This is a genomic window from Pseudomonas sp. CP4 (assembly GCF_047758505.1).
GTDB classification, from domain to species: domain Bacteria; phylum Pseudomonadota; class Gammaproteobacteria; order Pseudomonadales; family Pseudomonadaceae; genus Aquipseudomonas; species Aquipseudomonas fluorescens_AO.
The window spans coordinates 2,585,806-2,609,170 of the sequence record NZ_CP180489.1 but is presented as its reverse complement, the minus strand read 5'-3'; the positions used below and the strand labels follow the sequence as shown (position 1 = coordinate 2,609,170).

Below are 23,365 nucleotides of genomic sequence, written 5' to 3'. Positions count from 1 at the left end.
ATATTCAGCGTATGGGGTGGCTGACATGACGCTTTCGCGAGCAGGCTCGCTCCCACAGTTGGATTGCATTTCAGGTGTTCCAGATTCGCGGTGGCTGGGCTTCGCGGCCCAGCAGCACAGGTCTTAGCAGTCGCCATAACTCAATCAGCCACGCACGCGCGAGCAACGCTTCACCGGCCAGACACCGCGCCACCAGCAAACCCGGCAACTGGGTCAAATCACCACGCACTTCGTGCCCCAGCGAGCGGCAACGCTCCAGCAACCCGGCCTCAATCTCACCGGTCACCAGCAGCGTCGCAAACACCGGATTGCCATCCAGGCCGATTGGCGAGTCGAGCAACCCGTCGTTGCCGACAATGCGCTGCCGTTCGTGCCAGAGCAACCGACCGTCGCGGCGGATGTCCAGGTGCGCCTGAAAATGCCCGAGGTCGAAACGCTCGCCGCTGGCCGGACGACCGAGCGCGACCACGTCCCAATAAAACAGCCGTGCGTCACCTTCAAGGTCGATGGTCGTGGTCAACTCAGCCTGCGCGGCGCTGTAGACGATGGTTTCCTGCGGCAGCCATTCCAGTGTCGCGCCGGCGGCCACGCGCAGATCGAGTTGTTGATAAGCCGGCCCACCGGCGCGATACCACTTCGCCGCGCCAGGGCTGGTGATTTGCGCCCAGGCGTTGGTTTCGACGCGAGCGCTGATATCCAGACGATCACCACCGGCAATTCCGCCCGGTGGATGGACGATGATGTGTTGGCAGACCTCGGGGCCTTCGGCGTACAGATGCTTTTGCACGCGCAGCGGGCCGAGGTGGCGGCGCATGACCGGGCGCGTGCAATCGCCGAAACGCGCGTAGGCCAGTTCCAGCTTGGCGTGCCAGCTCGGGGTAAACAGGGCAGGTGCAATAATCGAATTCATGGTTTTGTGATTATCGTTAGGAAGCTACAGATTAGACCGCCGCGTTAGATCGTGACCAGCCCGCGTACACCTTCGGCCTCCATATGTTCACCGCGACCCTGCTGGACGATCTCGCCCCGCGACATCACCAGGTATTGATCGGCCAGTTCGGCGGCAAAGTCGTAGAACTGCTCGACCAGCAGAATCGCCATGTCACCGCGCGCCGCGAGCTGCTTGATCACCGCGCCGATTTCCTTGATCACCGAGGGTTGAATGCCTTCGGTCGGCTCATCGAGAATCAGCAGGCGTGGTCGGCTGGCCAATGCACGACCGATCGCCAACTGCTGTTGCTGACCGCCGGACAGATCGCCGCCACGGCGCTGCTTCATTTGTAGCAGCACCGGGAACAGTTCGTAGATGAAACCTGGAACTTCCTTGGCTTCTGAGCCTGGAAACCGCGACAGACCCATCAGCAGATTTTCTTCCACGGTCAGCCGGCCGAAGATCTCACGACCCTGCGGCACGTAGGCGATACCGGCCTGCACACGCTGATGCGGTTTGAACGTGGTGATCGGTTTGCCTTCCCAGTTCACCGCGCCTTCCTTGGCCGGCAGCAGGCCCATCAGGCATTTGAGCAGGGTGGTCTTGCCCACGCCGTTACGCCCGAGCAGGCAAGTCACTTCGCCGACTTTCACGTCAAACGAAAGGCCGCGCAGGATGTGGCTACCGCCGTAGTACTGATGAAGTTGTTGGACCTGTAGCATCGGAACTCCGTTAGTTGGGCTTCAAGCCGCAAGCTGCAAGCTGCAAGCAAGAGCAGTGCTGTTTATGACTTTGCTTTTACTTGCTGCTTGAAGCTTGTCGCTTGCAGCTGGCCGATTCATCGGCCCAGATAGACCTCGATCACCCGCTCGTTTTCCTGCACCTGTTCCAGCGAGCCCTCGGCCAGCACGCTGCCCTGATGCAGCACCGTGACGTGGTCGGCAATCGAGCCGACAAAACCCATGTCGTGCTCGACCACCATCAGCGAATGCTTGCCGGCCAGCGACTTGAACAGCTCGGCGGTGAACTCGGTTTCGGCGTCGGTCATGCCCGCCACCGGTTCGTCGAGCAGGAGCAATTGCGGGTCCTGCATGAGCAGCATGCCAATCTCGAGGAACTGCTTCTGGCCGTGGGACAACAGCCCGGCCTGGCGATTGACCGAGGTGGTCAGGCGAATCGTCTCGAGCACTTCGCTGATGCGATCCTTCTGCTCGCCACTCAGGCGCGCACGTAAACTGGCCCACACCGACTTGTCGGTCTTCTGCGCCAGCTCCAGGTTTTCGAACACGCTCAAGGCTTCGAATACCGTCGGTTTCTGAAACTTGCGGCCGATGCCGGACTGGGCAATCTGCACTTCGCTCATCTGCATCAGGTCCAGGGTTTCGCCGAACCAGGCCTTGCCGTGGCGGGGCCGGGTCTTGCCGGTGATCACGTCCATCAGCGTGGTCTTGCCGGCGCCGTTGGGGCCGATGATGCAGCGCAGTTCGCCGACGCCGATGTACAGGTTGAGATTGTTCAGCGCACGGAAGCCGTCGAAGCTGACGCTGATGTCTTCCAGGGTCAGGATCGTGCCGTGGCGCGTATCGAGGCCGGGGCCGACGCGCTGGCCGAGGCCGATCGAGTCGCGACTGGTGCCTTCGTCCTTGTTCGGTTCCACAGGGAAAAACGCCGGTTCGAGCATGAATTCCGCACTCGCTGTGACTCTCATTGTTCACCTCGTTTCTTCAGCAGGCCGATCACGCCCTTGGGCAAGTACAACGTCACGACGATGAACAGCGCGCCGAGGAAGAACAGCCAGTATTCCGGGAAGGCCACGGTGAACCAGCTCTTCATGCCGTTGACCACGCCGGCGCCGAGCAACGGCCCGATCAGCGTGCCGCGCCCGCCAAGGGCCACCCATACCGCCGCTTCGATCGAGTTGGTCGGCGACATTTCGCTGGGGTTGATGATGCCGACTTGCGGCACGTACAACGCGCCGGCCAGTCCACACAACACCGCACTCAGCACCCAGACGAACAGCTTGAAACCGCGCGGGTCGTAGCCGCAGAACATCAAACGGTTTTCCGCATCGCGCAACGCGGTCAGCACGCGACCGAACTTGCTCTGCGCCAGGCGCCAGCCGATGAACAGGCTCACCACCAGCAGCAACACCGTGGCCAGAAACAGCGCCGCGCGGGTGCCCGGTTCGGTGATGCCGAAACCGAGAATCGTGCGGAAATTGGTGAAACCGTTGTTGCCGCCAAACCCGGTCTCGTTGCGGAAAAACAGGAGCATGCCGGCGAAGGTCAGCGCCTGGGTCATGATCGAGAAATACACGCCCTTGATTCGCGAACGGAAGGCGAAAAAGCCGAACACCAGCGCCAGCAGACCCGGCGCCAGCACCACCAGACACATGGCCCAGAGGAAGCTGCTGGTACCGCTCCAGTACCACGGCAATTCGCTCCACGACAGGAAGGTCATAAACGCCGGCAGACCATCGCCGGCTGCCTGACGCATCAGGTACATGCCCATCGCATAACCGCCGAGGGCGAAGAACAGACCGTGGCCCAGCGACAGCAGGCCGGCGTAACCCCAGACCAGATCCAGCGCCAGGGCGACGATGGCGTAGCAGAGGATTTTGCCGACCAGGGTCAGCGTGTAGGCCGAGACGTGCAGGGCATTGTCTGGCGACAACAACGAGAGCAGCGGCAGAACGATCAGCAGCGCGAGGATCACCCCGCCGACCGCGAGCGTGGCTTTCGGCCCGGCCTTTTGTGTGGCCGTGACTAATAGAGGCTGGTTCATCAGTCGATCACCCGTCCTTTCAGTGCGAAGAGGCCTTGCGGACGTTTCTGAATGAACAGAATGATCAGCGCGAGGATCAGGATCTTGCCGAGCACCGCACCGATCTGCGGTTCGAGAATCTTGTTGGCGATGCCCAGGCCAAATGCCGCCAGCACGCTACCGGCCAATTGTCCGACGCCGCCGAGCACCACCACCAGGAACGAGTCGATGATGTAGCTCTGGCCAAGGTCGGGACCGACGTTGCCGATCTGGCTCAGCGCCACGCCGCCCAATCCGGCGATGCCCGAGCCGAGACCGAAGGCGAGCATGTCCACGCGCCCGGTTGGCACGCCGCAGCAGGCGGCCATGTTGCGGTTCTGGGTAACGGCGCGCACGTTGAGGCCGAGGCGGGTCTTGTTCAGCAGCAGCCAGGTCAGCACCACCACGAACAATGCGAAAGCGATGATGACGATGCGGTTGTACGGCAGCACCAGATTGGGCAGTACTTGGATGCCGCCGGACAGCCACGCCGGGTTGGCCACTTCAACGTTCTGCGCACCGAACAACAAACGCACAAGCTGAATCAGCATCAGGCTGATGCCCCAGGTCGCGAGCAGAGTTTCCAGCGGCCGACCATAGAGATGGCGAATCACCGTGCGCTCCAGCGCCATGCCAATGGCGGCGGTGACGAAAAACGCCACTGGCAGCGCGATCAGCGGATAAAACTCGATGGCCTGCGGTGCGTAGCGCTGGAACATCAACTGCACCACGTAGGTCGAGTAGGCACCGAGCATCAGCATCTCGCCGTGGGCCATGTTGATCACCCCGAGCAGGCCGAAGGTGATCGCCAGACCGAGCGCCGCCAGCAGCAGAATCGAGCCGAGGGACATGCCACTGAATGCCTGACCGAGGACTTCGCCGATCAGCAGTTTGCGTTTGACCTGAGCGAGGCTGGTTTCAGCGGCGGTGCGTACGCCAGCGTCGTTTTCCACACCCGGTTCGAGCAGACCTTCGAGGCGTGTACGCGCCAGCGGATCGCCGGTTTCGCCGAGCAGGCGCACGGCGGCGAGGCGCACCGCCGGATCGGCGTCGACCAGTTGCAGATTGGCCAGCGCCAGACTCAGCGCGGCGTGGACACTTTGATCTTTTTCGCCAGCCAGTTGCTGGTCGAGGAATTTCAGCTGCGCGGGTTTCGCGCTTTTCTGCAATTGCTGCGCGGCGCTCAGACGGATTTTGGCGTCGGCGGCGAGCAATTGATGGCTGGCCATCGCGGTGTCGATCAGACCCCGCAGGCGATTGTTCAGGCGCAGGGTTTTGGTTTGGCCGTCGATGCTCAGCTCGCCTTGTTGCAAGGCGCCAAGCAACTCGATACGCGCGGGAGCGGGCTGCGCGGCCCAGGCTTCCAACAGTTTGGCTTGTTGCGTCGGGTTGGCCGCGACGAAGTCTTCGGCGTCGCCGGCGTGGGCCAGTATTGGCAGCAAGAGTGCAATGGCGCAGATAAATCGGTAGAGAGCAATGGGCATATGCTTGGCCTTGCATAGTGATCGTTCCCACGCTCCGCGTGGGCATGCAGCCCGGGACGCTCCGCGTCCCTGGCGGACGCAGAGCGTCCGTCGAGGCATTCCCACGCAGAGCGTGGGAACGATCAGGTTGAGCGGGATGACTCAGTTGCTCTTCACCGCATAATCGGGCTTCTTGTCGTTGCCCTGAATGAACGGGCTCCACGGTTGGGCGCGCACCGGACCTTCGGTCTGCCAGACGACGTTGAACTGACCGTCGCTCTGGATCTCGCCGATCATCACTGGTTTGTGCAGGTGGTGGTTGGTCTTGTCCATGGTCAGGGTGTAACCGGACGGCGCGGCGAAGGTCTGGCCGGCGAGGGCTTCGCGAACCTTGTCGACGTCAGTGGATTTGGCTTTCTCGACGGCCTGCGCCCACATATGGATGCCGACATAAGTAGCTTCCATCGGATCGTTGGTCACCGCTTTGTCGGCGCCCGGCAGGTTGTGTTTCTTCGCGTAGGCTTTCCAGTCGGCGACGAACTTCTGGTTCACCGGGTTCTCGACGGATTCGAAGTAGTTCCACGCCGCGAGGTTGCCCACCAGCGGTTTGGTGTCGATGCCGCGCAGCTCCTCTTCACCGACCGAGAACGCGACAACCGGCACGTCGGTAGCCTTCAGGCCCTGGTTGGCCAGTTCTTTATAGAACGGCACGTTGGAGTCGCCATTGACGGTCGAGATCACCGCAGTCTTGCCGCCGGCGGAGAACTTTTTGATGTTGGCAACGATGGTCTGATAGTCGCTGTGACCGAACGGCGTGTAGACCTCTTCGATGTCCTTGTCGGCCACGCCTTTGGAATGCAGGAACGCACGCAGGATCTTGTTGGTGGTGCGCGGGTAGACGTAGTCGGTGCCGAGCAGGAAGTAGCGCTTGGCGCTGCCGCCTTCTTCGCTCATCAGGTATTCCACCGCCGGGATCGCCTGCTGGTTCGGCGCTGCGCCGGTGTAGAAGACGTTCGGCGACATCTCTTCGCCTTCGTATTGCACCGGGTAGAACAGCAGGCCGTTGAGTTCTTCGAACACCGGCAGTACCGATTTGCGCGAGACCGACGTCCAGCAGCCGAACACCACGGCGACCTTGTCCTGGGTCAGCAACTGCCGGCCCTTTTCCGCGAACAGCGGCCAGTTCGATGCCGGGTCGACCACCACCGGCTCGAGCATCTTGCCGTTCACACCGCCCTTGGCGTTGATCTCGTCGATGGTCATCAGGGCCATGTCTTTGAGCGACGTTTCGGAGATCGCCATGGTCCCGGACAACGAATGCAGAATCCCGACCTTGATGGTCTCGGCGGCCTGGACAGTCCAGGTCATGCCCATCGCGGCAATGGATGCCGTGAGTGTGAAAGCCTTGATCAAACTGCGACGCTTCATTGTGCGATCTCCATGAACATTGAGTTTTTATGGTTGGCAGATGCGGACGACTGAAGGGTGTTTTGCAAGGGCTGTGCCTGGTCGGGTTTCAACAAGAAAATGTCGTATCAGCGCGCTTGCTCGATGAAGGTCTGCACCACGAGAGGACGGGTTGCGGGCGATGGTGCGTCGAGGTGCGCCAGATTGGGGCGTGGCGGACGTGCGGATGCGGACACAGAAACGATATACATGTACCGCCGTTCGCAGGTACGGCGGGCACAGACTCATTCGATCGTTATCCCGATTTACCAACAGGATATTTTATGAGTGATGTGTCAGGCCGGTCTGGCCGTGCGGCAAGTCCCGCGAAAAAACGACTTCCTACCCTCAGCCCCGCTTTTCTCACCCAAGAGGACGCCGCTTATTGGGTGCACAGCCGGATCCCGCTCGGCTCGGACAGGGAACATGGCAGTGTGATTCTGCTGCGCCCGGATGGAAAGTTCGTGGCGACGGCGCCCGTGCCTAGCGGCGTTAGCAGTTTCGACCTGAGCACCATCGTCGAACTCGACGCATCGGGTTCGTTGGTGCCGCCCAAGGGGTACACCTTCGTTGCGAACATTCATAGCCATCCGCCTCGTCACGATGTCTTTCGCAAGCTCTATCCAGACCTGGATGAAATGAACCTGCGGCTGTTCGTCAATTTCTTCTCCAGTGACGATTTCCTTGGCGACGTGGCGAACCAGGAGGTCTTTCCCAGTGCTTACCTTTCTGGCCCCGATGGCACCTTGCTGAAGTATTCGCCCAGCGGTTCCGAGGCAGAGTTTCTGTATTACAGCTGGCACGATGCGGGGTCGCCGCCCGGTCATCCGCATGGGACCTATGACGTGCCGAGCATCATCCGGAAATTCGCCACAGTGGGTGAACTCAAGGTGATCGTTTCCAATGCGGACTGGGGCCATTCGATCGGTGTCGTGCCGTCAGACTGGCAGCGCGGCAAAGCATTTGCTCAGAACATCGTGCGCGAGTTGCCGCTGATGACCCGCGTCTGCGCCAGCGCTGAACGCGCCGTGCTCGCTGCGCTGAAATCCAGAGGGGCGCAGACCGCCGGGCTGGTGCTGAAAAAACTCTCCGGCGAAGAATACGTCGCGACCCATTCACGCCCGACCGGGCTGACGGCATGGGATGCCAAACAGCTATTTCCGGTGGATGCCAAAGGGCAATCGCAACTGCCACGAGGCTATCGGCTGGAGGGTTTTTACTTTTCCTCCCGGCCAGATCCTGCGACGTTCCCGCCCGCTCAACCGTGGCTCTATGCCAATTTTTTCACCCCGCAGGAAGTCGCCCTGGCGATCGAAGCCCATCGGCGCAACAAACATCTCGGCACGCTCGGGCGAGGGTTATCCCTGTATATGCAGGCACAAGACCATTCGATGTTGAAGTACAGCTTCAGCGGCGATCCGGTCGAGTCGGCGCTGAGTGTGGTCGAGGCGGACGGATCGGTCGGCGACAGCGGTGTGCAGGCGCGCTTGTTGGCCGGCACCTTGCGTCCTCGCGTATTCGTGTCAATGCTGGTATTGGCCGGCAGACTGGAGGTGCTGCGCGGCAGTGCGTTGTGGGCGCGTCTGGGGCGCGTGACGCTGGAATGGCAACCCTTTGCGCATTTTCCCTGGCCGGTGTTGAGTCGCGATTTCCTGTCTGCGGACGACGCGGCCCGTTATGCCCATGAACAAGTCGGCAAGCGCCGTGATCGGCAATACGCGGGCTATGTGCTGGAACGCAGCGATGGCCGTTTCGTGGTCACCGAACCACTGGAAGGCGGCATCGTCGCGCTCAGCCGCGGAACGTTTTTCCCGAGCGACAATGATGGCCGTCCCGTATTGCCGGATGACTGTTCAGTGCACGCGCATTATGTTTCTCACGAAGCGTTGTCGCGACTTGATCCCTCCATGGTCGAGCGCTTGAAGTGGACGCGCGAGGACGCTGTGCTGAGTCTGCAAATGCTCAGCGTCGAGGAGACACGGCAGGCTTTGCTTGACGCCAGGCCCGTGTATTCATCCGGTGCACAGAACAGCCTGCTGCGGTTCGAGCCTGGGCAGAGCACGTCCGCCCTCGCCATTCGTCTTGGCAGCGCCGAACATCCGGGGCCACTGGCACAGGGCCTGAGCAACGGAACCATGCGGCCGCAGGAGTTCATCCGCGAGCAGGCGGCAGCAGGGCGTTTGACGGTTCTGATCGACAACGACCTGTGGGGCGCCCGCGGGCAGGTCTCAGCCACTTGGGTCATGCCGTTGCGGGCCCTGCCGAGCAACCGCCCGGATCCGCTGATGTTCGGTGCGCTCTTTGCCTCGGCGGACGACGCGGCGCAGGATTGCTATGGGCGCGACAGGCGAACGCACGATCAGGAGCGAGCGTGGTTCGGCTTCATTCTCCAGCACCAGAACCGCAACGATCATGTCGCCACGGAATTGGTGGCCGTCGGCGACCAGCGCAATAACGTTTTTCAACTGCAAGCGCTTTTCAGTGTCCGGCGATCACCGCCCTGGTACCAGTTTCCGGAGGGTTTTGCCCCGCATGCCTTTTTCTACTCGCGTCAGCGCGTGAAATTTCCGCCAGGCGCTGCAGACGCCTGGCTGGCGCGATATTTCATACCGCCGGATGACCTGGCCATCTCGATGTATTACGCGCGCCGCCGCCCGATCGCCGGAGCAAAGCCACTTGTTGCGCTTTATCTGGCCACTCACGACGGCGCTCTGCTCAAGTACGTCATGCACAGCGCCAGCAAACTGTTCGATGATGCCACGCCCGATCTGACGCTCGATGCCATCAAGCGCCGGATCGCAGCCGGAAGGCTGTCGCCTGCGGAATTTGTCCGGATGGTTGCCGACAGTGGTGAGCTGACTGTCATGCGCACCAGTCGCTGCTGGGACAAGGCGGGTCTGGTGACGATGGACTGGCAACCGATTGCATATGCGCAGCGCCTGGAACTGACGCCGGTTTTTCTGAGTGCTGACGATGCGGCGGTGTATGCCAAAGGGTTGTTACCCGGCATGACGCAAAAGACCCTTGGCGGGGTGATTCTGAAAAGAGCTGATGGCTTGTATGTCGCCACCACGCCCATTGAAGTCTCCCGAGAAGACTTCGACATCAGCGAAATCTACCCGGATGAAAACCCGACACTCGGCTTGTTTCCAACAGGCTGCCGGGTCATGGCACGTTATCGCTCAAGAGTCGCCAGAGCGTTTTCCTTGCTGTTGTCGCCAATGCAGAAGCAGATCTACCTGAACATGCTGTCGGTCGAAACGTTGTACTCGGCATTCGTCCGCCTGCAGGACCGGAAATTGCGTGAATACCTGTTCGCGCCGGACGGTTCGCTGATTCGCTATGACGCCGGGCTCTGGGATCAGTTATTCATCGATTTCCTGTTTACTCTGGCGGAATACCAGGCGGTGCCCGAGTCCTTCGACGCGATAAAAATCAGGCAGTGCATGTACCTGGGTGAATTGCAGCCTTCGGCCTGGCTTGACGCTCTGGCCAAGGCCGGCGATCTGCACGTTGTGATCGGCAGCCCGTTATGGGGCGTGCCCGGTCCGGTGAGCGAGTGGGAGAACGCTTCGGTCAGCCTGTCGCCGGCCCCGGCTTACACCAAGGCCACCAGTGCAGCGGCCTGCAGTCCGGCGTTTGTTCAGGCCGATGCAGCTGCACGGTATGTCCATGAGGCGGCGGTGAGTCGCGCCAGCCAGACCTTCGGCTTCATCTCGCGCTCGCCGCAGGGCGTGTACATCGCCAGCCTGGCGGTCGAGGTGCAGGGCTCGCACCTGGCGCTCGATCGGGTATTCGAACAAGGCAAGCTCATTGATGGGTTTGCTCTGCACGCGGTTTATCTGCGCGCGGCGCTGCCGTCACTGGGCGCGCCGAACGATGATTTTCAGTATTTCTGCTTCCCTCCGGGCGACGTGCAGCAGGCCTGTGCACGGGCGTATACGTCGCAAGGCTATTGGCCAATCTACTTTTCCTGCGCCGATGGCGCGCTCTTGCGCCTGGCACTTCACGCGTTTGAACCGGGTGAATTCTTTGACAGTTTCGGCCAGATCGAACTGCGCCCCAATGCTTTCGTATCGAAAAATCAGGCGGCAATCGATGAACGCGACATTGCCCAGGGCACTTTCAGCTTTATCGACTACGTGCGCCGGATGGCACGCGCCGGTCAGCTCGACGTGATCGAGACCAGTGAGTACTGGTCTCGTCGTGGTCAGGTCACGCAAAGCTGGCAGCCGCGTCAGGCCGATATATCCGCCGAGCAACGCTGGCGAGACGATCCCGTCCCCGCGTTGGGGCCGATCTTCCACCACGCTGACGATGCGGCTCGCTATGCCCACAAGCGAACCGGCACGGTCGTGATCGAAACAGGTTACGAGGGTGCGGTGCTGGCGCAGCAGCGTGGCGACCGATTTGTGCCACTGGAACCCATAGCCTATGTCGTGGGTAAGGACGACCCGCTGTCGCGGATATTTCGCACCGCCACCGATTCTTCCGTCAGTTGGCGCAACCCGGTGCCGCGTTATCCGCAAGGGTACGCACTGGTGGCCAGCCATCAGTTCCACGTTTCGGGCAACACCTTGCTGGTGCCGGACGCCGATCAGGTCTACGCGAATTTCGCCTCGCCCGCGCTGATGCTTGCGCATACCCATGAGCCTGTCGAAAAAGGTTTGAAGATCCAGGATTATTACTACTCGACGCCGCACGCTGTTCTGCTCAAATACACACCTGTGTATTCGGCGGCGGAAAAAAATCTGCTATCGACCCGGACGGTGACGTTTGAGGGCGGGAAATGGGTAAGCCGACTGAGCCCGGGTGGATTTTTATCGCGGCTGATGGATCTGGGAGAATTCAGGGTCTTGATCGCAGGCTACTACTGGCGCCAGTCGGGACGAATGGGCAGCGCTTGGCGAACCCGTCGCCAGCAAGCTCCGAGCCCGGCTACTGTCAGGTGGCGTGACGAGTTGTAAGTCAGTGAAACAACTGGTGCGGGCGATTGGAACAACCCGCGCCACTCCCGTCAGCGTGGTAGCTCTGCGGCGTTGCGGGCGACTCTCGGCAGTACAAACCGGTCTAGCAACCACACCACCAGCAGCGAAGCCCCCACCAGCGGAAACACCACCGCCAGCACCAGCATGATCGCCACGCCGGTTTTCCATGTCGGCAAATCATGACGCAGCGGTGGCACGCCGAACTTGCCTTCGGGACGGCGCTTCCACCAGATCACCACGCCGCTGACGGCGCTGAGCAGGATCATCAGGCAGATCAGCAGCACGACGATCTGGTTGAAGGTGCCGAACATCTTGCCTTCATGCAGCATCACGCCGATTTCCGTGGCGCGCGCGACGGTACCGTAGTGCTCGAAACGCACATCGGCGAGAACCTTGCCGGTGTACTGGTCGACGTGCAGGGTGGCATCGTTGCGCGGGTCGTCGGCGAATACGGCAATGGTGAACACGCCGGTGGCGGTAGCCGGCAGGGTAATGCTGTAGCCGGGTTCAACCTTGCGTTCGCTGGCGATGTTTTGCACGTCCTGCAGGCTGATCGCGGGTGCAGCGGGGCCGGCATGGGTGTTGCCGTGATTCATGTGTTCGGCGTGGTCGCCGGACATCGGCATCGGTGTGTTTTCCATCGCCCATGGCACGGTCTGGCGGGTCGCGCTGTTGAGGCTGCGTGCCTCGATGTCGGAGGTCGGCACGTTGTTCCACATCGCGGCCGGGAACACGTTCCATACCGCCGCATATTGTTTGCCCCAGAAACCGGTCCAGGTCATGCCGCTGAGCAGCATCACCAGCAACAATGTAGCGCCCCAGAACCCGGTGACAGCGTGCAGATCACGCCACAGCACGCGCCCACGCGCGTTCAGCCGCGGCCACAAAATGCCCGCCGCCTGACCGCGCGGCCACCACAGAAACAGCCCCGACACCACCAGCACCACGCCCCAGCCAGCGGCCATTTCGATCAGCCGATCGCCGACTGTGCCGATCATCAATTCTCCGTGGATCGCACGGGCGATGGCTTGCAGATTTTGCTTGGCATCCTGCTCGCCGAGGATGTCACCGTGATACGGATCGACGAATACATTCAGTTCGTGACCAGCGTTTTTCACCACGAATTGCGCGCTGCGCTCGGCATTCACCGGCGGCAGGTACTGGGTGACCTGGCCCTGCGGATAGGCAGCTTTCACCCGTTGCAGCAAGTTATCGGCCGGCGCCGTGTGGTGCCCGGCCGGTACGTCGAGCAGGCTGCTGTACATCAGCGAATCGAGTTGCGGTTTGAACAGATAAATGATCCCGGTCAGGGCCAGCATCACCATGAACGGCGCGACGAACAGTCCGGCATAGAAATGCCAGCGCCAGGCCAGGTTGTAGAAATTGGGTTGAGGCTTTTGCATCACGTGTGCTCCGCTGGGCTTGGTTCTTTTTCGTTGTTTGTTTACCTGTGGGAGCGAGCCTGCTCGCGAAGGCGTCATGCCAGACGACATCATTATTGAATGCGTCGGCCTCTTCGCGAGCAGGCTCGCTCCCACATGGGTAGGTGTCAGAAACTCATATCCACTTTGGTCCAGAGCGTGCGCCCCGGTTCATTAATTGCCTGTGGGTCATTGGCCGGGTAACCGAACCCGGCGTTGCCGGCCAGGTTCAGGTGCTCGGCGTAGGCCTTGCCGAACAGGTTGTCGACGCCGCTGCTGACCTTCCAGTGTTTGTTGATGCGGTACGCGCCGTTGAGCGAGAACACACCGAAGCCCGAGCTCTGGTCGTAATCCTTGCCGACCACGTTGCCCTTGTTCGCGTCGATGCGGTGCTGCGCGGCGACCACCCGCCACAATGCGCCGGCGCTCCAGTTATCCTGGCTGTAGGTCAGGCCGAAACGTGCATCCAGCGGCGGCATCTGCGGTAATGCCGAGCCGTCGCTGCTGTTCTTGCCCCAGGCGTAGGCCAGGGTCGCATCGGCTTTCCAGTTGTCGGTGAGGTTGTAGGCAGCACCGAGTTCACCACCCATCATCCGCGCGTCAATGTTCTCGGCGCGCGAGGTGCTCATGCTCATCATTCCCGGCGTGTAGTCGAAGAGGATGTAATCGCGTACCACACCGATGTAACCCGAGGCCCAGGCTTCGAGGTCGGCGCTTTTGTAATTCACGCCGACATCCAGCTGAGTGGTTTTTTCCGGTTTGATCGAATCGAAAGCGTTGACCGAACCTGCCGGACCGGCGTCTGGCGAAAACAGCTCCCAATAGTCCGGGAAGCGCTGCGCATGACCGAGGCCTGCGTAAAGCGTGGTCGGGCTGTCGGCCAGATCGTGCTCGTAGCGCACGAAGCCACTGGGCAAGGTATCGGCGCGGGTGTCGCCAGCGGTCGGATTGGGGCGAGCCATCAGTCCCGATCCGCTGCTCTGGCGATAATCCTTGGCCGAAGCGCGGTCGACCCGGGCACCAGTGATCAGGCGATCACGCTCGGCGGCATACCAGGTCAGTTCGCTGAATACACCATAGTTGTGGAACTCGGCGTCCTTGCTGTACGGCAGCTCTTTGTAGGTGTCGACGCCCATCGCACTGCGCTCGCGGTGCTCGTTGGCCTGCGCATCCAGCCCGGTGATCAGCTGAATGTCCGCCCAACGCCAGGTCGCCTTGAGCCGCGCGCCGAGGGTGCGCCGATCAACGTTGGACGCCATGGGCCCGGCCATCATCCCGGTGCCGGACGGCGTGCGCAGGGTGTAGTTGTCCATCACATGGTCGGCGTAGTTGTAGTAGACCTGCGCCTCGAGTTTTTCCAGCACGTCGCTGATGTTGGATCTCTCGAGACGCAGGCCGAGGCTTTCGCGCAGGAACTGCGAACCGTCCATGCCGCGCCCGGCGTACCGCGCCTCGCCATCGCCCTTGCCGGCGGTGAGTTCGATCAGGGTGTCGGCATCCGGCGTCCAGCCCAGCGCAATGTCGCCGTTCCACTTGTCGTAGCGCGAGGCGACGATGTCGTTGTTGCCGTCGCGGTAGTCGTCGGAATGCGCGGTGTTGCCGATCACCCGCACGTAACCCAGAGGACCGCCGGCAGCCGCATCGACGACCTTGTCGAAACGACCGTGGGAACCGGCCAGTATGCTGGCGTTTACGCGAGTGCCGAGTTCACCGAAGCTCTCCGGCTCGCGGTCGAAAAGCACCGTACCGGCCGATGCGCCGGGACCCCAAAGCACGGTTTGCGGACCTTTGATCACGGTGAGTTTGTCGTAGGTTTCCGGCGAAATATACGAAGTCGGCGCATCCATCCGGCCAGGGCAGGCGCCGAGCATCATGCTGCCGTTGGTGAGGATGTTCAGCCGCGACCCGAACATCCCGCGCAGCACCGGGTCGCCGTTGGTGCCGCCATTGCGCACCAAAGCGAAGCCGGGAATGGTCTTCAGGTAATCGCCGCCGTCACTGGCCGGCACCGGTTGGCGCGGATCCTTGGGGTTGGTGACGATCGTCAGTGGTGAGCTTGGGGCGATGGCAGTGATCACCGTTGGGCTCAGTTCTTCCTGATGGGCGGCGTGATCATCGGCCAACACCAATGGTGCAAGCATTACGCCGCAAAGTACGGCAATAGCGTGCCTGCAACGAATCCGCAATTCATTCAGGGCAAAGTGCGCGCGGGCAGATTTCGCGCAGGGGACAGCAGTAAACCTGGACATGACAATTTCCATCGAACAGTCGTAAACACCACGGCCGGCAGCCTGGAGCTGGCTTCTCCGCCGTGTGCAATCAGAGGTGCGTGTTTACGTGGCGATGGGCGGGGCGCGGGTGCGGGCGCCTGGGAAGAAGGTTTGGCGGGCGTGGCCCAAGCGTGGGAAGGGTGGGGTGTAGGTGTTCAGTGGCGGGATGTTGAAGGCGACGAAATCGACACCGCCGGTCAGCGCCGGGCAATTGAACAGCAGGCTGCAATAGCCGCATTTTTCCCACAGCACGTGGTGCGAAGATTGCGGCGGGCAATGCTCGGCCGCAGGCTGGGCTGCATGGCCGCTGTGATCCATGCCGGGCATGTCCATCGACATGTCCATGCTCATTGGCATCGACGTCGAGGCGTGTCGATCCATCGGCATCGACTGAGAAATCAGTGGACCGATGAAAATCATCAGCATGGCGAACAGGGCGATCCAGCTGCCACGCGTCAGCGCTTGAGTCTGACGGTGATGCGGGACGGGCCTGGCGCGTAACGGACGCATGGGCGAAGTCAGCCGAAACGGTTACTGAGCGTGCACGTGGCCCTGAGCGGATTCCGGCGGTTTCTTCTGCACGGCAACTTCAACGCTGACGTCACCGGCCTTTTCGAAATGCAGGGTCATCGGGAAACGCTTGCCGTCGCTGAGCAGGCTGCGATCGCTCGGGTTGAGCAGCATCACGTGGTAAGCCATTGGCGCGAAGGTCACGGTGCCGCCGGCGGGGATTTCCACGCTTGGCACTTGCTGCATCTTCATCAGATCGCCCTGCATCACGTGCTCGTGCAACTGAGCTTGTGCAGCGATGGGCGAGTCGACGCTGAGCAGGCGATCGGCGCTTTTACCGGTGTTGTGAATGATGAAATAGGCGGCGACGGTCGGCGCATTCGGCGGCAGTTCCTGCGACCACGGATGGGCGATGTCCAGCGCACCCGCCTTGTATTCATGGGCATGGGCGAAGCACGCCGGCAACAACAGCGCAGCGAGGACGAAGAGTTTCTTCAACATGGCAGTTCTCCAGAACGAGTTGAAACGCGGATTTGTGGCGCGAACAAATCAGACCAGAGGGGAAGCACGGGGATTGAGACTCGGCCATTGCTGGCGCAGCGTCGGGGCTTGCAGGGAGGCGGGCGCAACGCTGCGGTTGCTTTCAAATTGCGCGAAATACAGCTGCGGCGAATGCCCCGGCAGCGCCAGCAATGGCGCCCCACCTGAGCAACACCAGCAGTGCTGCATGTTCGAATGGTTGTCGTTTTGCGGGGCCTTCTGATCCGTGGCACCGATGTCGATCGCCACCATCTTCATGCCGCTGCCGGTGCAGAAACTGCTCCACAGTATCTGCTCGGCCGGTGAACTGGCCGCCTGCGCCATCGCCCCGCTCAGCGGCATGGCGAGCATGTTGAACAGCACTGCAAAGCAGGCGATCCAGGCAAATGCTAACCGGCGTCGGTTCATGGGACAGGTCCGTTGGGTGGGCGATCAGGCGCGGCCCATTTAGCCTGATCAGGGCCGATAAGTAAAAAAGCGTCGTGCGGTTTGGTGTCGCAGTTCATTCACAGCGTTACGGCATGCAATCTCAAACCCAGAGCCTTCATGACTTTCATGATAGTTGCGAATTCGGGATTGCCAGTGCTACTCAGGGCTTTATAAAGACTTTCGCGGCCCAAACCTGCATCCCGCGCCACTTGTGTCATGCCTTGAGCCCGGGCGATGTCATTGAGCGCTGCACGGATAAGGACGCCGTCGCCTTCGTCATCGTCAAAACAGGCATCTAGATATGCCGCCATGTCCTCGGGAGTTTTGAGGTACTCGGCGGCGTCAAAACGGGCGAATTCTTCGGTCATGATTTACTCCTCATTTCCGATGTTATGAGCCATCTGCACGGCGCGTTTGATATCTCTTTTTTGTGTCGATTTATCGCCCCCGATCAGCAGCAGATAAATCACTTCGCCTTTGCGTGTGAAGTACATCCTGTAACCAGGGCCGTAATGAACACGCATTTCATAAACAGTGTCACCGACGAACCCGCAATCGCCGAAGTTGCCATTTTCGGCTGTTTTAATTCTGGAGATGATTCGGCCTTTCCCTTTGATGTCTTTCAAGGAGTCGAGCCATTCGGAAAATATGCGGGATCGTTCAAAAGCGATCATGTTGGGATCGTATTCCTTGGGATACAAGCTGGCAAGCCGCTTTTCTGGCTGTCTGCTTGTTTTGATTAAAGGAACCGAAGTATTGGATTCAGGAGGTAGGGAGGAACAGTCGGCTGCGTCTGTAAAATATGCAGGCCAATTCGCACATAAATTCAATTTTAGGAAATGTCTGACGTCGTCAGGGCTTCAAGGACTTCAGACGCTGATCCAAACTCCCGATCAACCCCCGGCAACCCCGGGCGCTTCAACACCAGCACCGGCACGCCACGCTCTCGCGCCACTTCGAGCTTCGGCTCGGTGGCGCTGCTGCCGCTGTTCTTGCTGATCAGCACATCGATCTGCCGGCGCTCGAACAGCGCTTGCTCGTCTTCCAGCAAAAACGGGCCGCGGGCGCCGATCACTTCGCAGCGCGTGTTGCCGGGATAGACGTCGAGGGCGCGCAGGGTCCAGAACTGGTGGGCGGGGATTTCCTCGAGGTGTTGCAGCGGCTCGCGGCCGAGGGTGAACAGCGGGCGGTGGAACGGTTCCAGCGCTGCGATCAGCTCGGCCCAGTCAGCCACCTCACGCCAGTCATCGCCCGCTTGCGGTTGCCATGCCGGGCGGCGCAAGGCCCAGCAGGGGATGCCGGACAGCTGTGCCGCGCGGGCGGCGTTGGCGCTGATTTTTGCGGCGTACGGGTGCGTGGCGTCGAGCAGCAGATCGACACCTTCATCGGCGATGAACTGCGCCAGACCCTCAGCACCTCCATAGCCGCCGACCCGAACCTGGCAGCGCAAATCGCTCGGCACCCGGCCAACGCCGGCGAGGCTGTAGATATGTTGTGGGCCGAGCGTGCGGGCAATCGCCAGCGCTTCAGTCACGCCGCCGAGCAGCAAGATCCGCTTCATACGAAACCTCCGGCATGGCCGACAATCCCGCCCTGACGATCAATGGCAAACACCTCGACCTGCACCTGCGCTGGCACCACGCTGCGGGCGAAATTCAACGCATGACGACACACCTCGTCACCCAGAGTGATGCCTGCCGCATTGGCCATGGCCAAGGCTTGTTGACTGGTGTTGGCCTCACGAATGCCTTGCTGCAATGCCGCATCCGCGCCAATTGCCGCCGCCCACTCGGCCAGTTGCGGCAAATCGATGCTCGAATGTCGCGAGTGCAGATCCATATGCCCGGCGGCGAGTTTGCTGATCTTGCCGAAGCCGCCGCACAGGCTGAGTTTATCCACAGGTACTTTACGCAGGTGCTTGAGCACCGCGCCGACAAAGTCACCCATTTCGATCAGGGCGATTTCCGGCATATCGTAGACACGGCGCATGGTGTCTTCGCTGGCGTTGCCGGTGCACGCGGCGATGTGCAGATAGCCGTTGGTTTTCGCCACGTCGATGCCCTGATGAATCGAGGCGATGTAAGCGGCGCAGGAAAACGGCCGGACGATGCCGCTGGTGCCAAGGATCGACAGGCCGCCAAGAATGCCCAGCCGCGGATTCATGGTTTTCAGCGCCAGTTCTGCGCCGCCCTCGACATTGACCGTGACCTCGAAGCCGCCGCCATAGCCGGTTTCGGCGGCGAGCAAGGCCAGGTGATCGCTGATCATCTTGCGCGGCACCGGATTGATCGCCGGTTCGCCGACGGCCAATACCAGACCCGGCCGGGTCACCGTGCCGACGCCGACACCGGCGTTGAAGCGGAGCCCCGGCTCGGCACACAGTCGCACCTGTGAGTAAAGCAGTGCGCCGTGGGTGACGTCAGGGTCGTCGCCGGCATCCTTGATCGTCCCGGCTTCGGCGCCGCCCTCGCTCAGGCGGCAGAACTCCAGGCGCATCTGCACCTGTTTGCCCTTGGGCAGCGTGATCTGCACCGCGTCGGCAGCGATGTCGGTGAGCAACAGGCGCGCGGCGGCGAGGCTGGTGGCGGTGGCGCAGCTGCCGGTGGTCAGGCCGCTGCGCAGGGGCGCGGGTTGTTCGGCGGTTTCGTCACGCATCGAGGGGTTTGACCAATTCCAGCAGGGTGATCGGCAAGGCCTGACGCCAAGTGTCGAACTCGCCGAGCGGTTGCGCCTGGGCGACATGAATGCGCGTCAGTTCGCCGCCGTATTGTTCGCGCCAATGCATCAGGGTGACTTCGCTTTGCAGGGTCACGGCGTTGACAACCAATCGGCCGCCGGGCTTGAGCTGGTCCCAGCAGGTCTCGAATACACCCTCACGGGTGACGCCGCCGCCGATAAACACAGCGTCCGGCCGTTCGAGGCGATCCAGCGCTTGCGGTGCCTTGCCACGGATCAGTTGCAGGCCGGGCACGCCCAGCGCATCGCGGTTGTGTTCGATCAATTGCTGACGACCCTCGTCGGCCTCTATCGCGATGGCGCGGCAACTCGGATGGACGCGCATCCACTCGATGCCGATCGAGCCGCTGCCGGCGCCGACATCCCAGAGCAGCTCACCTGGCGTCGGCGCCAAGCGGGCGAGGGTGATGGCGCGCACGTCGCGCTTGGTCAGTTGGCCGTCGTGGCGGAATGCCGAATCGGGCAAGCCGGCGAGGCGCGACAGGCCTGTGATGCCGGGCTCGGCCAGGCATTCGATGGCGATGACATTGAGATCGGCAACGGACGCGTCGTTCCATTCGCTGGCGCTGCGTTCGATACGCCGCTCGGCATCGCCGCCCAGATGCTCCAGAACTGTCATGCGACTTGGGCCGAAACCACGCTCGCGCAGCAATTGCGCAACCGCGGCCGGGCTGCTGCCATCATTGCTCAGCAGCAACAGACGCACGCCGCTGAACAGATGCGCATTGAGCGCCGCCAACGGACGCGCCACCAGCGACACAGTCGTCACCTCCTGCAACGGCCAGCCCAAGCGCGCCGCGGCCAGTGCGCAGGACGAAGGGGCGGGAATGATCGCCATCTCGGCGCTCGGTACCTGCCGCGCCAGACTGGCACCGACGCCGTAGAACATCGGATCACCGCTGGCCAGCACGCAGACCGGCTCGCCACGCGACTCGAGCACTGGCGCGAGGGAAAACGGACTCGGCCATAATTGCCGCTCGCCGCCAATGCACGGCGGCAGCAGATCCAGCTGACGCTGGCCGCCGACGATCCGCGAAGCGCCCATCAGAGCACGCCGGGCGTTCTTGCCCAGGCCCTTGAAGCCGTCTTCACCAATACCCACAACGGTCAGCCAATCGCCCATTTCATACTCCAGATCCTGCGTCCAGCGAAGCGGGCGACATGATAACGCGACAATCGATAACTGGCTGCTGTCCTTTTTCAGGAGCGCCGACATTGAATGTTTACATTGTCTTTTGTGATTTTTCGAGTTCTTCGCAAGTATTGAATTGGCATTCCGCTGGAAATGCTTGTGACTATCTGGAATGTACTTTTTTAGTAAATTGAATAATCGGATGGATAATTGAAATGAGCGATGTTTTGAACAATGTTTCAGCACTTCCCGACCAAGGCAGTGCGACGGTGATGGGGAATAATCTGGTGTCCTTCTTTTCTGGATTGACTGCGGAAGACAAACGATTCGTCAAAGACAGTATGCGCTGGGCAGAATACAGAGCCGATTTGCGTCATAACAGAAACAGTGAGCCAGCTGCTTGGTTTGAATATTATTCTGGGGTGCTTTGGTCTGTCGGCTGGAGCTTGGAGCAAGCTCCGGTAATCCATGTTGACAAGAGTTTTACCGGTAATGCGCTGGAAGTCTGGACGCGATCCTTGGCGCAACAATTAAGTCGGGAAAAAGTCGGGCTAATGAAGGAAGCGTTTCACATGCTTGAGACACATTCGGACGCAATAGACGTATTTAGAGGCAGCGCTCGTGAATGGAGCGATTTTCGTTTTTCCCCTGCTCAGTACAATTTCAATAGGGAGTTGGAGATTGTCATCAGTAATGTTCGCTTGCTTGATGCGAAGTGGTCCTCTACCTATTTGTTCTGGACTATTCAGCATACGGGTTCGGAGCTTGATATCCGCTCCAGACGCTTTTTGATCAGGTCTGCCGCGATAAATGAAAATCGGATTAAGTTGGCTGCTGCAGTGCTTGATATGCGCACGCGTGAAATTGAGTTGGCTCAGGGCGTTTGATATTAGTTGGAAAGCTGTGTTTGCTGGTTTGTATGATGGTCTGAAATTAAATGCATGGATTTTCGATTTGATTAACTCCGATGCTGTGGTTAGTTTGTTTTCCACACCAAGTCGGTGTTTTAACCATGAAAGGAATCCATTTATGACTGAGCTGAATAAAGATGTAATCTCCGCTGTTGAGCGGTTTAGTTTGATTGCGCAAACCAATGAGTTTATCGCAGCGCAGCCAGTGTTGCGCTCGCGTTCGGCACGTGTTGGCAGTAGCTTGCCAATTGATAAAGATGAACTGAATGCAGCAATCATGGGCTCGGGTATTGCAGGCTTTGATGCAAGCATGTCCAAGCGCAGCAAGCGAATCGTTAAAAACACCTACATGTATGCTGATCTGGTTGCCTTGCTCAAATATCCGGCACCCAACCAAAAGGAACAGCGCTATAACGAGTTTATGCGATTAATGAAACTGGCTGGCTGGTTTGCTTTCAGCCAGCCCTATAATCGATATACCGCTACTTCGCAAAAACTGACCATGGATAATGTTGCCCTGTCTGTTCTGCATACCGCTGTTGGTGCAGCAGTAGGACAGGGCCAGGCAGCCCTTAAAGTACTGTCCACTGTGGCAGATGCGACCATGGATGCGCTGAAAAATGAACCACAGGCCCTGACGCTGTTCGAGAACAACTCGAAGAAAGCCGAAGGTGGCAACTTTTGCATGAGTGCGGCTTCGCAGGATGATGAAGGTGGTATCACCCTGGCAATCGCTGCTGTGCAATATCTGGCTTCGGCTCAACCTACCAAAGTACTGTTTGTAGAGTGGGCTACATCTGCTGTGGAGATTTATAACGCCGGCGCCACGATGTATATGGATGAGGAAGACTATGCAATGGTAGAGCCGTTGATTGTCAAGGCTCTGACGGAGCAGCGTGAGAAAGCGCTCAGCTACGAATTTGGCCAATCGGTCTGAAAGTGATTAATGCCAGAGGCGCAAGCCTCTGGTTTTTTGTGGGAGATGCACATGTTCGCGATTTCGAAGGTTTTCGTATGCGCAGGGGCATTAGTGCTGGTGAGTAAAGAACTGTCGACATCTGGCATTGACGACAGTCTCGATGCGCTGCTTTATTCACAAACGGTCGCTTCGCATAAAGTTCCCGATGCTGTCGAGCACGAGGCATGGAATGATGCCAATAAAACCGCTTTGAAAGTCACCGGTGCTTTGTTTTTCGACGATCCGGTTATCAGCTTGCCAGTCACTACGCTCGATACTTTTACGTTGCTGGAGCTGACTCAAGAACTCTTGCAAGGTTGGGCACCGGCAGTTTTGAACCAACAGGTAATTGCCAATCTGACCTCGCAACTGGAGAGCGACGGTGCTGCCCTTGAGCTGCTTCAGCGAAATATTCTGCAAGAGGGCAAGTCGATTCGCTTCATGCTTGGCAGCGTATCTGCGGAATCAACGATTACGATGGTCGTCATTTCGTTTGCCGTCAAAGAGCCTGTTCAGGGCAATGTGCTTGAGCGACGCTTCAATGCTGAGCAGATAGTGGGCAACCTTGCTGTTGATTGCTACAAGGCTCTTATAGATGCCGATGATTACTGTTTCTCGAGAGCCAGGATTATTGCGTTATTGGGTGAGCGGCGCGAAAAGCAGATTATCGCCCTGACCTGAAAGCGCGGCTGAGGCAACAACTGAAGCCTGCCTGCCCCACCGGTCGAGACAGAGGGCAGACTTTTCATACCGGTGGGCAAAGCAGGCATAATACTGCGCCTTCGCCCGCGAAGCGCTTCTGCCACGCAACCGGTCAGCCCCTTGAAC

General features: G+C 60.0%; 20 protein-coding genes. 4 read left to right on the top strand and 16 right to left on the bottom strand.

The genetic code is table 11. From position 1 onward, the window contains the following. Positions 1-70: 70 nt before the first annotated feature. From ACMYUN_RS11630 to urtA, 6 genes are all read right to left on the bottom strand, one after another. The gene (locus ACMYUN_RS11630; RefSeq protein ID WP_415763766.1) at positions 71-910 is read right to left on the bottom strand and encodes an urease accessory protein UreD; all 840 of its coding nucleotides are present in this window, start codon (positions 908-910) and stop codon (positions 71-73) included. Positions 911-954: 44 nt separating this feature from the next. Beyond that, entirely contained in the window at positions 955-1,653 is a 699-nt protein-coding gene (gene urtE / locus ACMYUN_RS11625; RefSeq protein WP_039756988.1) for an urea ABC transporter ATP-binding subunit UrtE, read from the bottom strand. A gap of 116 nt (positions 1,654-1,769) precedes the next feature. Continuing rightward, positions 1,770-2,639, bottom strand: coding sequence for an urea ABC transporter ATP-binding protein UrtD (urtD, locus tag ACMYUN_RS11620; protein ID WP_415763765.1), 870 nt, complete (start codon positions 2,637-2,639; stop codon positions 1,770-1,772). Next, on the bottom strand, positions 2,636-3,715 hold the full coding sequence (gene urtC / locus ACMYUN_RS11615; protein ID WP_129998152.1) for an urea ABC transporter permease subunit UrtC: 1,080 nt from the start codon (positions 3,713-3,715) through the stop codon (positions 2,636-2,638). Before urtC ends, urtD begins: the two co-directional genes overlap by 4 nt. Further along, positions 3,715-5,217 carry an urea ABC transporter permease subunit UrtB gene (urtB, locus tag ACMYUN_RS11610; RefSeq protein ID WP_415763764.1) on the bottom strand — a complete coding sequence of 501 codons (1,503 nt, stop codon included), beginning with the start codon at positions 5,215-5,217 and terminating at the stop codon, positions 3,715-3,717. The genes urtC and urtB overlap by 1 nt, the downstream gene beginning before the upstream one ends. Before the next feature lie 141 nt (positions 5,218-5,358). Then, positions 5,359-6,624 carry an urea ABC transporter substrate-binding protein gene (gene urtA, locus ACMYUN_RS11605; protein WP_090280971.1) on the bottom strand — a complete coding sequence of 422 codons (1,266 nt, stop codon included), beginning with the start codon at positions 6,622-6,624 and terminating at the stop codon, positions 5,359-5,361. Positions 6,625-6,653: 29 nt separating this feature from the next. On the opposite strand from urtA, the gene ACMYUN_RS11600 reads away from it, so the two are divergent. Then, a complete protein-coding gene (locus tag ACMYUN_RS11600; RefSeq protein ID WP_415763763.1) occupies positions 6,654-11,609 on the top strand; it encodes a DUF4329 domain-containing protein in 4,956 nt (1,651 codons plus the stop codon). Positions 11,610-11,659: 50 nt separating this feature from the next. On the opposite strand, the gene ACMYUN_RS11595 is transcribed toward ACMYUN_RS11600, so the two are convergent. The 10 genes from ACMYUN_RS11595 to cbiE all read right to left on the bottom strand — a co-directional run bounded on the left by ACMYUN_RS11595 (position 11,660) and on the right by cbiE (position 20,659). Beyond that, entirely contained in the window at positions 11,660-13,033 is a 1,374-nt protein-coding gene (locus ACMYUN_RS11595) for a PepSY-associated TM helix domain-containing protein (RefSeq protein WP_415763762.1), read from the bottom strand. A 146-nt stretch (positions 13,034-13,179) separates the two neighbouring features. Beyond that, complete coding sequence (locus tag ACMYUN_RS11590; RefSeq protein WP_415763761.1) at positions 13,180-15,300, bottom strand: TonB-dependent copper receptor; 2,121 nt, start codon at positions 15,298-15,300, stop codon at positions 13,180-13,182. A gap of 84 nt (positions 15,301-15,384) precedes the next feature. Beyond that, positions 15,385-15,831 (bottom strand): DUF2946 domain-containing protein, encoded by a 447-nt coding sequence (locus ACMYUN_RS11585; protein WP_415763760.1) that lies wholly within the window; start codon positions 15,829-15,831, stop codon positions 15,385-15,387. Between the two features lie 21 nt (positions 15,832-15,852). Beyond that, a complete protein-coding gene (locus ACMYUN_RS11580; protein WP_415763759.1) occupies positions 15,853-16,332 on the bottom strand; it encodes a copper chaperone PCu(A)C in 480 nt (159 codons plus the stop codon). Positions 16,333-16,380: 48 nt separating this feature from the next. Beyond that, the gene (locus tag ACMYUN_RS11575) at positions 16,381-16,779 is read right to left on the bottom strand and encodes a DUF2946 domain-containing protein (protein WP_415763758.1); all 399 of its coding nucleotides are present in this window, start codon (positions 16,777-16,779) and stop codon (positions 16,381-16,383) included. A 98-nt stretch (positions 16,780-16,877) separates the two neighbouring features. Beyond that, positions 16,878-17,168, bottom strand: coding sequence for an addiction module antidote protein (locus tag ACMYUN_RS11570; protein ID WP_007914567.1), 291 nt, complete (start codon positions 17,166-17,168; stop codon positions 16,878-16,880). Positions 17,169-17,171: 3 nt separating this feature from the next. Further along, positions 17,172-17,474 carry a type II toxin-antitoxin system RelE/ParE family toxin gene (locus ACMYUN_RS11565; RefSeq protein ID WP_122606498.1) on the bottom strand — a complete coding sequence of 101 codons (303 nt, stop codon included), beginning with the start codon at positions 17,472-17,474 and terminating at the stop codon, positions 17,172-17,174. Positions 17,475-17,632: 158 nt separating this feature from the next. Beyond that, entirely contained in the window at positions 17,633-18,361 is a 729-nt protein-coding gene (locus tag ACMYUN_RS11560; protein WP_415763757.1) for a cobalt-precorrin-6A reductase, read from the bottom strand. Beyond that, positions 18,358-19,455: a cobalt-precorrin-5B (C(1))-methyltransferase gene (locus ACMYUN_RS11555; RefSeq protein WP_415763756.1), complete on the bottom strand. Its 1,098-nt coding sequence runs from the start codon at positions 19,453-19,455 to the stop codon at positions 18,358-18,360. Before ACMYUN_RS11555 ends, ACMYUN_RS11560 begins: the two co-directional genes overlap by 4 nt. After that, on the bottom strand, positions 19,448-20,659 hold the full coding sequence (gene cbiE, locus ACMYUN_RS11550) for a precorrin-6y C5,15-methyltransferase (decarboxylating) subunit CbiE (RefSeq protein ID WP_415763755.1): 1,212 nt from the start codon (positions 20,657-20,659) through the stop codon (positions 19,448-19,450). The genes ACMYUN_RS11555 and cbiE overlap by 8 nt, the downstream gene beginning before the upstream one ends. 224 nt (positions 20,660-20,883) lie before the next feature. On the opposite strand from cbiE, the gene ACMYUN_RS11545 reads away from it, so the two are divergent. The 3 genes from ACMYUN_RS11545 (at position 20,884) to ACMYUN_RS11535 (ending at position 23,218) form a co-directional block, all read left to right on the top strand. Further along, positions 20,884-21,555: a hypothetical protein gene (locus ACMYUN_RS11545; protein ID WP_039757002.1), complete on the top strand. Its 672-nt coding sequence runs from the start codon at positions 20,884-20,886 to the stop codon at positions 21,553-21,555. Between the two features lie 142 nt (positions 21,556-21,697). Further along, positions 21,698-22,516 carry a hypothetical protein gene (locus tag ACMYUN_RS11540; protein WP_310403802.1) on the top strand — a complete coding sequence of 273 codons (819 nt, stop codon included), beginning with the start codon at positions 21,698-21,700 and terminating at the stop codon, positions 22,514-22,516. Between the two features lie 51 nt (positions 22,517-22,567). After that, the gene (locus ACMYUN_RS11535; protein WP_415763754.1) at positions 22,568-23,218 is read left to right on the top strand and encodes a hypothetical protein; all 651 of its coding nucleotides are present in this window, start codon (positions 22,568-22,570) and stop codon (positions 23,216-23,218) included. Positions 23,219-23,365 lie beyond the last annotated feature (147 nt).

Excerpts from the sequence above, each read along its gene's own strand:
- ACMYUN_RS11570 (WP_007914567.1), bottom strand. The coding sequence starts at position 17,168 with ATGACCGAAGAATTCGCCCGTTTTGACGCCGCCGAGTACCTCAAAACT.
- urtC (WP_129998152.1), bottom strand. The coding sequence starts at position 3,715 with ATGAACCAGCCTCTATTAGTCACGGCCACACAAAAGGCCGGGCCGAAA.
- ACMYUN_RS11555 (WP_415763756.1), bottom strand. The coding sequence starts at position 19,455 with ATGCGTGACGAAACCGCCGAACAACCCGCGCCCCTGCGCAGCGGCCTG.
- urtB (WP_415763764.1), bottom strand. The coding sequence starts at position 5,217 with ATGCCCATTGCTCTCTACCGATTTATCTGCGCCATTGCACTCTTGCTG.
- ACMYUN_RS11600 (WP_415763763.1), top strand. The coding sequence starts at position 6,654 with ATGGTTGGCAGATGCGGACGACTGAAGGGTGTTTTGCAAGGGCTGTGC.
- urtA (WP_090280971.1), bottom strand. The coding sequence starts at position 6,624 with ATGAAGCGTCGCAGTTTGATCAAGGCTTTCACACTCACGGCATCCATT.
- ACMYUN_RS11580 (WP_415763759.1), bottom strand. The coding sequence starts at position 16,332 with ATGTTGAAGAAACTCTTCGTCCTCGCTGCGCTGTTGTTGCCGGCGTGC.
- ACMYUN_RS11585 (WP_415763760.1), bottom strand. The coding sequence starts at position 15,831 with ATGCGTCCGTTACGCGCCAGGCCCGTCCCGCATCACCGTCAGACTCAA.
- ACMYUN_RS11595 (WP_415763762.1), bottom strand. The coding sequence starts at position 13,033 with ATGCAAAAGCCTCAACCCAATTTCTACAACCTGGCCTGGCGCTGGCAT.
- ACMYUN_RS11565 (WP_122606498.1), bottom strand. The coding sequence starts at position 17,474 with ATGATCGCTTTTGAACGATCCCGCATATTTTCCGAATGGCTCGACTCC.
- ACMYUN_RS11540 (WP_310403802.1), top strand. The coding sequence starts at position 21,698 with ATGACTGAGCTGAATAAAGATGTAATCTCCGCTGTTGAGCGGTTTAGT.
- ACMYUN_RS11545 (WP_039757002.1), top strand. The coding sequence starts at position 20,884 with ATGAGCGATGTTTTGAACAATGTTTCAGCACTTCCCGACCAAGGCAGT.
- cbiE (WP_415763755.1), bottom strand. The coding sequence starts at position 20,659 with ATGGGCGATTGGCTGACCGTTGTGGGTATTGGTGAAGACGGCTTCAAG.
- ACMYUN_RS11560 (WP_415763757.1), bottom strand. The coding sequence starts at position 18,361 with ATGAAGCGGATCTTGCTGCTCGGCGGCGTGACTGAAGCGCTGGCGATT.
- ACMYUN_RS11535 (WP_415763754.1), top strand. The coding sequence starts at position 22,568 with ATGTTCGCGATTTCGAAGGTTTTCGTATGCGCAGGGGCATTAGTGCTG.
- ACMYUN_RS11630 (WP_415763766.1), bottom strand. The coding sequence starts at position 910 with ATGAATTCGATTATTGCACCTGCCCTGTTTACCCCGAGCTGGCACGCC.
- ACMYUN_RS11575 (WP_415763758.1), bottom strand. The coding sequence starts at position 16,779 with ATGAACCGACGCCGGTTAGCATTTGCCTGGATCGCCTGCTTTGCAGTG.
- urtE (WP_039756988.1), bottom strand. The coding sequence starts at position 1,653 with ATGCTACAGGTCCAACAACTTCATCAGTACTACGGCGGTAGCCACATC.
- urtD (WP_415763765.1), bottom strand. The coding sequence starts at position 2,639 with ATGAGAGTCACAGCGAGTGCGGAATTCATGCTCGAACCGGCGTTTTTC.
- ACMYUN_RS11590 (WP_415763761.1), bottom strand. The coding sequence starts at position 15,300 with ATGTCCAGGTTTACTGCTGTCCCCTGCGCGAAATCTGCCCGCGCGCAC.